This is a genomic window from Ciceribacter sp. L1K22 (assembly GCF_017599385.1).
Lineage (GTDB): Bacteria > Pseudomonadota > Alphaproteobacteria > Rhizobiales > Rhizobiaceae > Allorhizobium.
In genome coordinates this window covers 1-444 of sequence record NZ_JAGFPK010000011.1, presented here as the reverse complement: position 1 = coordinate 444, position 444 = coordinate 1, and the positions used below count along the sequence as shown (strand labels likewise).

General features: G+C 69.4%; 1 pseudogene. It reads right to left on the bottom strand.

Annotated features, from left to right (window positions below):
- Positions 1-444: pseudogene (locus J5J09_RS22550) on the bottom strand (hypothetical protein); the annotation flags it as partial.

Here is a 444-nt window from a genome sequence, read left to right as displayed (position 1 = left end):
TGCTGGCGGTGCCGCCGGAGCCGTCGATGCTGCCGCGCGCGCCGAAGCCGCTGGCCCAGAAGCCGAAGCGGCCGGCATCGAACCCGGTCTCGCCGTCGAAGGCTGAGAAGCGCTCGGCCGCCGCATTGGTCTCCTCCGGCCCGTAAGCGGTCGCCGCGCCCGCCGACTGCTCGACCGAACCGCCGGAGAGACCGCGCATGCGGGTGTTGAGCATGCTGTTCATCGCCTGCGTGCCGGTCGTCAGCAACGGGGTCGTCGAGGAATGCACCTCGCCGGAGAGCTGGCGGAAGGTCTTGCGGGCATTCTCGGCATTCATCAGGAGAAGGCTGTTGTAGAGGGAAAGCGACGGACCGGATTGCTCCAGGCTGTCGAGCGCCCGGGCGACGGCCTGTTCGTTGCCGGTCTGCGCGACCGTGACGAAGGTGCCGCCATCGCCGTCGCCAT